The organism is Streptococcus mitis (assembly GCF_946190115.1).
Classification (GTDB): Bacteria; Bacillota; Bacilli; order Lactobacillales; family Streptococcaceae; genus Streptococcus; species Streptococcus mitis_CO.
Genome location: NZ_CAMHZG010000072.1, coordinates 1 through 248, shown reverse-complemented (window position 1 = coordinate 248; position 248 = coordinate 1). Strand labels below are relative to the sequence as shown.

Here is a 248-nt window from a genome sequence, read left to right as displayed (position 1 = left end):
CAGCAACGGTTGCCGCGGCTTTCGCAGCCTGGCCAGTATGTGGATAGATGGTATCGAAGGCGACCAGCTTGCCGGTTGAATCGACAATCGCCACTTTCACGCCGGTACGCAGGCCGGGATCGAGGCCCATAGTGGCGCGTAAACCGGCAGGAGCGGCCATTAGCAGGTCGTGCATGTTACGGGCAAAAACGTTAATCGCTTCTTCTTCGGCGCGTTCGCGCACGGTGCCCATCAGCTCGGTTTCCAGG

Annotated in this window: 1 pseudogene; it reads right to left on the bottom strand. The window is 60.1% G+C overall.

Features of this window, described 5'->3' with window-relative positions:
• Window positions 1-248 (bottom strand): annotated as a pseudogene (locus tag N8L90_RS09470) (RNA-binding transcriptional accessory protein); the annotation flags it as partial.